Origin of the sequence: Synechococcus sp. R55.7 (genome assembly GCF_047461955.1) — a bacterium.
In the GTDB taxonomy this organism is placed as follows: Bacteria; Cyanobacteriota; Cyanobacteriia; order Thermostichales; family Thermostichaceae; genus Thermostichus.
On record NZ_JANSIC010000092.1, the window covers coordinates 1 to 5,148 of the forward strand.

Here is a 5,148-nt window from a genome sequence, read left to right on the forward strand (position 1 = left end):
GGGCGACCTGCTGGCAACCTAGCTCGGTGCCAGGCCCACCACCCTAACCCAATCAAGAGGAACCCAATCAATAGGGGGGTTGGCTTCCGTCAAGCCTCTCTACCTGAAAGCTGACACCATTGGGTGAAGGCAAGCTAGTGAGGTAACAGTTTTGTCGACCATTAGCTTGCCATGTTACCTGCTCTACACCAGTTGGCTCGTTCTGCCAGAGCGGTCTTCGTGTACGGCATGGGAGAGGGGGGGATGTAATCCAACTTCACGATCCCTATCCGTAGTTACTCTTGGCATCTATCGACATCTAGCAGCAGCAGTGAGCTTGCAGTCGGGGTTACGAGGGATCCTCAGCCCACAGGTGATCGACGAACCGAGGGGAGTGGGAGAATCCCTGGCGGACACGGAGGCTTTGATCCAGGTTTGGCATGGACGCGGGGAGGGGCAAATTTACATCTGGGTCAGGTTCCATGCTCCTTATTCTGGCCATCCTGAGAGTTTTGTCCAGGGATCCGCTCTAGCCCAAAGGTATGGAGTGGGGCTGCACACCCACTTGGCGGAAACTCGCCGGGGAGTGGAAACTCTACAGGCTCGCTATGGATTGACCCCGGTGCAGTGTTTGAAACGCTGGGGATCCCTGAGTGCTCAGACCTTGGCCGCCCACTGTGTGCATGTGGGGGCTGAAGAAATCGAATCGAGGAGATGCGGTTGGCGGTGTTTCTGCAGCGGTTGGGATCGGGGGATGGAGCTGCTCTGCCGGCGCAACAGGCTTTGTGGATGGCTACACAAGGCAGTGCCGCCTGTCTGGGTCTGGAAGGGGAAATCGGCAGCTTGGAGGTGGGCAAAAAAGCGGATTTGATCTTGCTGGATTTGCGCGTGGGCACCGCTAACCGCTATGCCAAAAAGCTCGTCACCTGCTTGTGAGAACCTGTGGGCTGCATTTTGACCGTGACTCTATTGCACAGCTCAAAGCGGCCCTCGTCGGGCATATGCTCGAAGAATGTGTTAGGCGTCAGAGGAGCAGCGACAGCCTGGATCACAGATATAACCCCTGGTCATTCGTCAGTGGTGCGGAGCGCATTGGGGGCATCCTAACCCCGCCAGCGGGCTTTTGGAGCATCCTGTGAATAGCTCTCAGGGTGCTTGCACGGGCGGTGGGTTGTTGCGCAAAAACGGCTGTACGGCTACAAATCCCAACCCAAACGATCCAATGACTAAGACGACTGCAGCGGCCATCCAAAGTACGGCAGAGCCCTGGGATCCGTGATGTTGCTCCCGTACCCGCTGATAAATGCCGGTGGAATAGGCTGAGGAGTCTGCCTCGCCGAGATAGGGATCCGGGCCGCCCCTATCCTGCATCAACTCGTCCAGGGAAGGAACCTGGTAGCCAGTGCGGGGGTAGGGCTCGGCAGAGGTGTGGGTGGAAGGGTGGCGAAGGGAATCAAAGGAGGACGGGGCAAAGCCGTTGGATGAGAAGGAGGGGGTCTCGTTGCGGGCCTGTCGGCGCTTGAGGCGATTCAAAAAATCGTAGCTGGGAGGGGCTTCCGGTTGGCCGGGATTGGCAGTCGGGCTGTTCTGTTGGAAAGAGGCTTCAGAAGCTGCAGCAACTTGGGCAGCCTGGCCATTTGCGTCAGCAAGCCGTAGGCTGATTTGCTGCAGGCGCTTCAGGGTGTGGCCCAATTGCCCCTGGAACTCTCGGGTGATGGCAGCGAGCTCTCCAGACAACTGCTGATGCAGAGCGCGCAGGTGCTGGTTTTCCGAGGAAAGCAGGCTTACCTGCTGACGGGCAGACTCCAACTCTTCGGCCACTTGTTGATACACCTGAATCGGCACCACCCCTGGCCCCGTCTCCATTGCGGCAGGGGAGCGAAAGCCACTGGGGTTACTGTTGCTGTTGCGAGCGCCAGAGGGGCTAGAACCCCGAAAACCGTATTGCATAAATTGGGATCGACTCGGAAGGACAGGGGGCTGGGACAGCTTGACACAGAGGGATCCAAGATATCAGGGATCTCCAAGGATAGTGCTGAACACCGGCAATCTAAAGGCGTGCAGCTCTAGCTTTAGTGTAAGCCGCGATTGCTACCCCAAGCATACCGCTAAGCCTTTGGAATGGGCGATCTCTTCACAGCAATTTTTCCCGCCCACAAGCGCCATTTCCCCGCTGCTTCCAGGGAGGGCCGGCTTGCGCTGTCGTTCCCACGTCACGAATACTCTCCCACCAAGTCCGGGGAGCCTGAAGATTCGGAATCTGAGGCAGAGGAGTCCTGCAGCAGCCGCTCCAGATCCCGTCGCAGAGGTGGTTCCAACTGTTCCAGCTCATTGACAAAGTCTTTTATACCCTGAAACTGGCGATAAACGGAGGCAAAGCGCACGTAGGCCACCTCACTTAGGTGTTGCAGGCGCTCCAGCACCATCTCGCCGATGCGCAGGCTGGTTACCTCTTGGGCATCTTCCAATTGCAGTTTTTCTTCGATCTCATTGACCAGCTCTTCCATCTGTCTGACGGTGACGGGGGTTTTTTGGCAGGCACGCATCACCCCTTGCAGGATCTTGTTGCGGTTGAAACTTTCGCGGGATCCATCCCGTTTAATGACCATGATGGGCATGAACTCGATGCGCTCATAGGTGGTGAAGCGGTAGCCACAGGACATGCATTCTCGCCGCCGCCGCACACTCTGGCCACCTTCTGCCGAACGAGATTCCAAAACTCGGATTTCTTGTTTGCTGCAGCGGGGACATTTCATGGCTTGCAGTCCTTACAAAGCGACAGGTGGGTAGGAGGGTGCCTCAATTTTACCGGATGCTTAATCTTCTGGTGCTTAGACAGATTGCAAATGAGATGGACTCTGTTCGTCGAGTGCAGATTGCAAGGGATCCCACCAAGCAGCGGCTTGCGCCTGGATCTGGGCCTTCAGCTCCGGTTCCATGCGATCCAAATGGATCAATACCCATTTCATTCTGCCCAAGGGGGCTAAGAGGGATCGCTGACGCAACAGGAAGTCCCAATACAACGTATTGATGGGGCAGGCTTGTTTGCCAACCTTTTCGCTGGGATTGTAGCGGCAATGGCGGCAGTAGTCACTCATTTTGCGGATGTACTGAGCAGAGGCGGCATAGGGTTTGGTGGAGAGCATGCCCCCATCGGCAAAAAGGCCCATGCCGATGACGTTGGGCTGCATCACCCAGTCGTAGCTGTCGATAAACACATCCTGAAACCACGCTTCTACTGCCTGGGGCTGAATGCCACTGATGAGGGCGAAATTGCTGAGCACCATTAGCCGCTGGATGTGGTGGGCATAACCATGACGGCGAATTTGATCCAGGGTGTGCTGCAGACAGGCCATGTCGGTTTTGCCCGTCCAAAAAAACTCTGGCAGGGGTCGCTGGTGGCCAAAAAAGTTGTTCTGGGCATAGCCGTTGGGCATTTGGTATTCGTAGAAGCCGCGCATGTACTCCCGCCAGCCCAGGATCTGGCGGATGAAGCCTTCGGCGGAGGGCAGGGGGATCCCGCCGCGATGGTAGGCTTGTTCGACGGCAGCGATGACTTCGTGGGGGGTGAGCAGGCCCAGATTAAGGTAAGGGGAAAGCAGGGAGTGGTAGAGAAAGTCTTCCCCAGCTTGCATGGCGTCTTGCCAAGGGCCGAAGTGGGGCAGGCGCTCGTGGATGAAGTGATCAAGCACTTGCAGGGCTTGGGCGCGGGTGACGGCCCAGCCAAATCCTTCTAGAGATCCGAAGTGATGGCCGTAGTGTTGCTTAACTTTTGTGATCACGGCCTGGGTGATGGCGTCGGGGGGGAAGGTGAGGGGCTGGGGGTAGCGCATTCCGGGTTTGGGGGGATGGCGGTTTTCCCGGTCGTAGTTCCAGCGCCCCCCCAGGGGCTTGGGGCCGTCCATGAGAATGCGAAAGCGTTTGCGCCCTTCGCGGTAAAAGTCTTCCAGGAGCAGGCGCTTGCGACCTGAGGCCCAGTCGATAAATTGATCAGCTGTCCAGAGGAAGTGGTTGTTTTCCAAGATCAGGAGGGGGCAAGGGAGGGTGGATCTCAGATTTTCCACCTCCTCCCGGATGGGAATATCAGCTGGCTGCATGAGGCGGATCTGCTGCAGTTGATGCTGCTTGGCCCAGGTTTGCAGGGGCTCGGCATAGCTGTCGGCTTCCACGTAGGTGACCGGGTAGCCCCGCTGTTGCAGTTCTTGGGCAAAGTGACGCATGGCCGACCAGACCAGCACCAGTTTCTGCTGATGGTGGTTGCGGGAGCTGGCCCACCGGTGAGATTCGATGAGAATGACGGGAACTCGGTCTGGGGATAGGGTCGAGAGGGAAGCGAGGGCGGATTGCTGTGGGTGGAGTTGATCCGCAAGGATCCAAACCCCTTCTGGGCCGGCAGATGGAGCGATCATGGGATGCTGAAGCTCTCGGTCTATGGGAGGAGCGCTGAGAATGACACAGGTTGAGTTTAGCTCTGGGGGGCAAGGCCAGGTGGCAGTTGCAAGGGATCCCAATGTCTGCTGAATCTCTGCGGATTGTTTTCAAAGCATGAACGGTACAGACGAGGAGAGAGAGACATTGCCGGAGAGACCCCACAGGCCGGGGATCCCTTTCCTGCGGTGGTGGGCCGGGCTGGGGATGGTGGCCCTGCTGCTGCTGGTGATCTGGAATTGGACGGATCCCTTGCCGCCGGCGTGGGATGAGGCGCAGCATCTGCTGCAGGCGCAGGCGTTTGGGCTTCACCTGGGACGGTTTCGCTGGGATGGGCTGTGGGGGCAGCAGTTTTTGCATTTGAACCAGCGCTACCCCCCTTTGGCCTATTGGCTGGGGATCCCCTTGGCGGCTCTGCATCCCTTCAGCCGGGCGGACGGGCAGTTGCTCAACTTGGTGTTGCTGGGGGTTCTGGTTCTGGCAACCCAGCGGCTGGGACAGCGGGTCTATCGCTCCTGGGAAGTGGGCTGGCTGGCGGCGGCGCTGCTGCTCCTCTATCCGGGGATCACGGCTTTGGCCCACGTGTACATGTTGGAGTTGCCGCTGGTGGTGGCGGTGACGCTGGCGTTTTGGGCGCTGTGGGCCTATGGGGAGAAGCCTTCCTGGTGGGGGGCGGTGGGGGTGGGGGCGGGGGTGGCGGCGGTGCTGCTCACCAAGTGGACAGGGGTGCTGTTTTTGCTG

The 5,148-nt window shown here is 58.4% G+C and carries 4 protein-coding genes and 2 pseudogenes; 3 read left to right on the forward strand and 3 right to left on the reverse strand.

All coding sequences use genetic code 11. From position 1 onward, the window contains the following. Positions 1-166: 166 nt before the first annotated feature. A pseudogene (locus tag NW820_RS06550) lies at positions 167-672 on the forward strand (amidohydrolase family protein); the annotation flags it as partial. A gap of 21 nt (positions 673-693) precedes the next feature. After that, positions 694-915, forward strand: coding sequence for an amidohydrolase family protein (locus tag NW820_RS06555; RefSeq protein WP_414407026.1), 222 nt, complete (start codon positions 694-696; stop codon positions 913-915). A 210-nt stretch (positions 916-1,125) separates the two neighbouring features. Here NW820_RS06555 and NW820_RS06560 read toward each other — a convergent pair whose 3' ends face one another. The 3 genes from NW820_RS06560 to NW820_RS06570 all read right to left on the reverse strand — a co-directional run bounded on the left by NW820_RS06560 (position 1,126) and on the right by NW820_RS06570 (position 4,388). Next, positions 1,126-1,929, reverse strand: coding sequence for a hypothetical protein (locus tag NW820_RS06560; protein WP_414328720.1), 804 nt, complete (start codon positions 1,927-1,929; stop codon positions 1,126-1,128). Positions 1,930-2,192: 263 nt separating this feature from the next. Then, complete coding sequence (gene nrdR, locus NW820_RS06565) at positions 2,193-2,735, reverse strand: transcriptional regulator NrdR (RefSeq protein ID WP_011433544.1); 543 nt, start codon at positions 2,733-2,735, stop codon at positions 2,193-2,195. Positions 2,736-2,810: 75 nt separating this feature from the next. Then, positions 2,811-4,388 carry a cryptochrome/photolyase family protein gene (locus NW820_RS06570; RefSeq protein ID WP_414407027.1) on the reverse strand — a complete coding sequence of 526 codons (1,578 nt, stop codon included), beginning with the start codon at positions 4,386-4,388 and terminating at the stop codon, positions 2,811-2,813. A gap of 136 nt (positions 4,389-4,524) precedes the next feature. Here NW820_RS06570 and NW820_RS06575 point away from each other — a divergent pair. Next, positions 4,525-5,148: pseudogene (locus NW820_RS06575) on the forward strand (hypothetical protein); the annotation flags it as partial.

What these genes read in the sequence shown, in the direction of transcription:
- NW820_RS06555 (WP_414407026.1), top strand. Translation starts at nt 694, where the DNA reads ATGCGGTTGGCGGTGTTTCTGCAGCGGTTGGGATCGGGGGATGGAGCT.
- NW820_RS06560 (WP_414328720.1), bottom strand. Translation starts at nt 1,929, where the DNA reads ATGCAATACGGTTTTCGGGGTTCTAGCCCCTCTGGCGCTCGCAACAGC.
- nrdR (WP_011433544.1), bottom strand. Translation starts at nt 2,735, where the DNA reads ATGAAATGTCCCCGCTGCAGCAAACAAGAAATCCGAGTTTTGGAATCT.
- NW820_RS06570 (WP_414407027.1), bottom strand. Translation starts at nt 4,388, where the DNA reads ATGATCGCTCCATCTGCCGGCCCAGAAGGGGTTTGGATCCTTGCGGAT.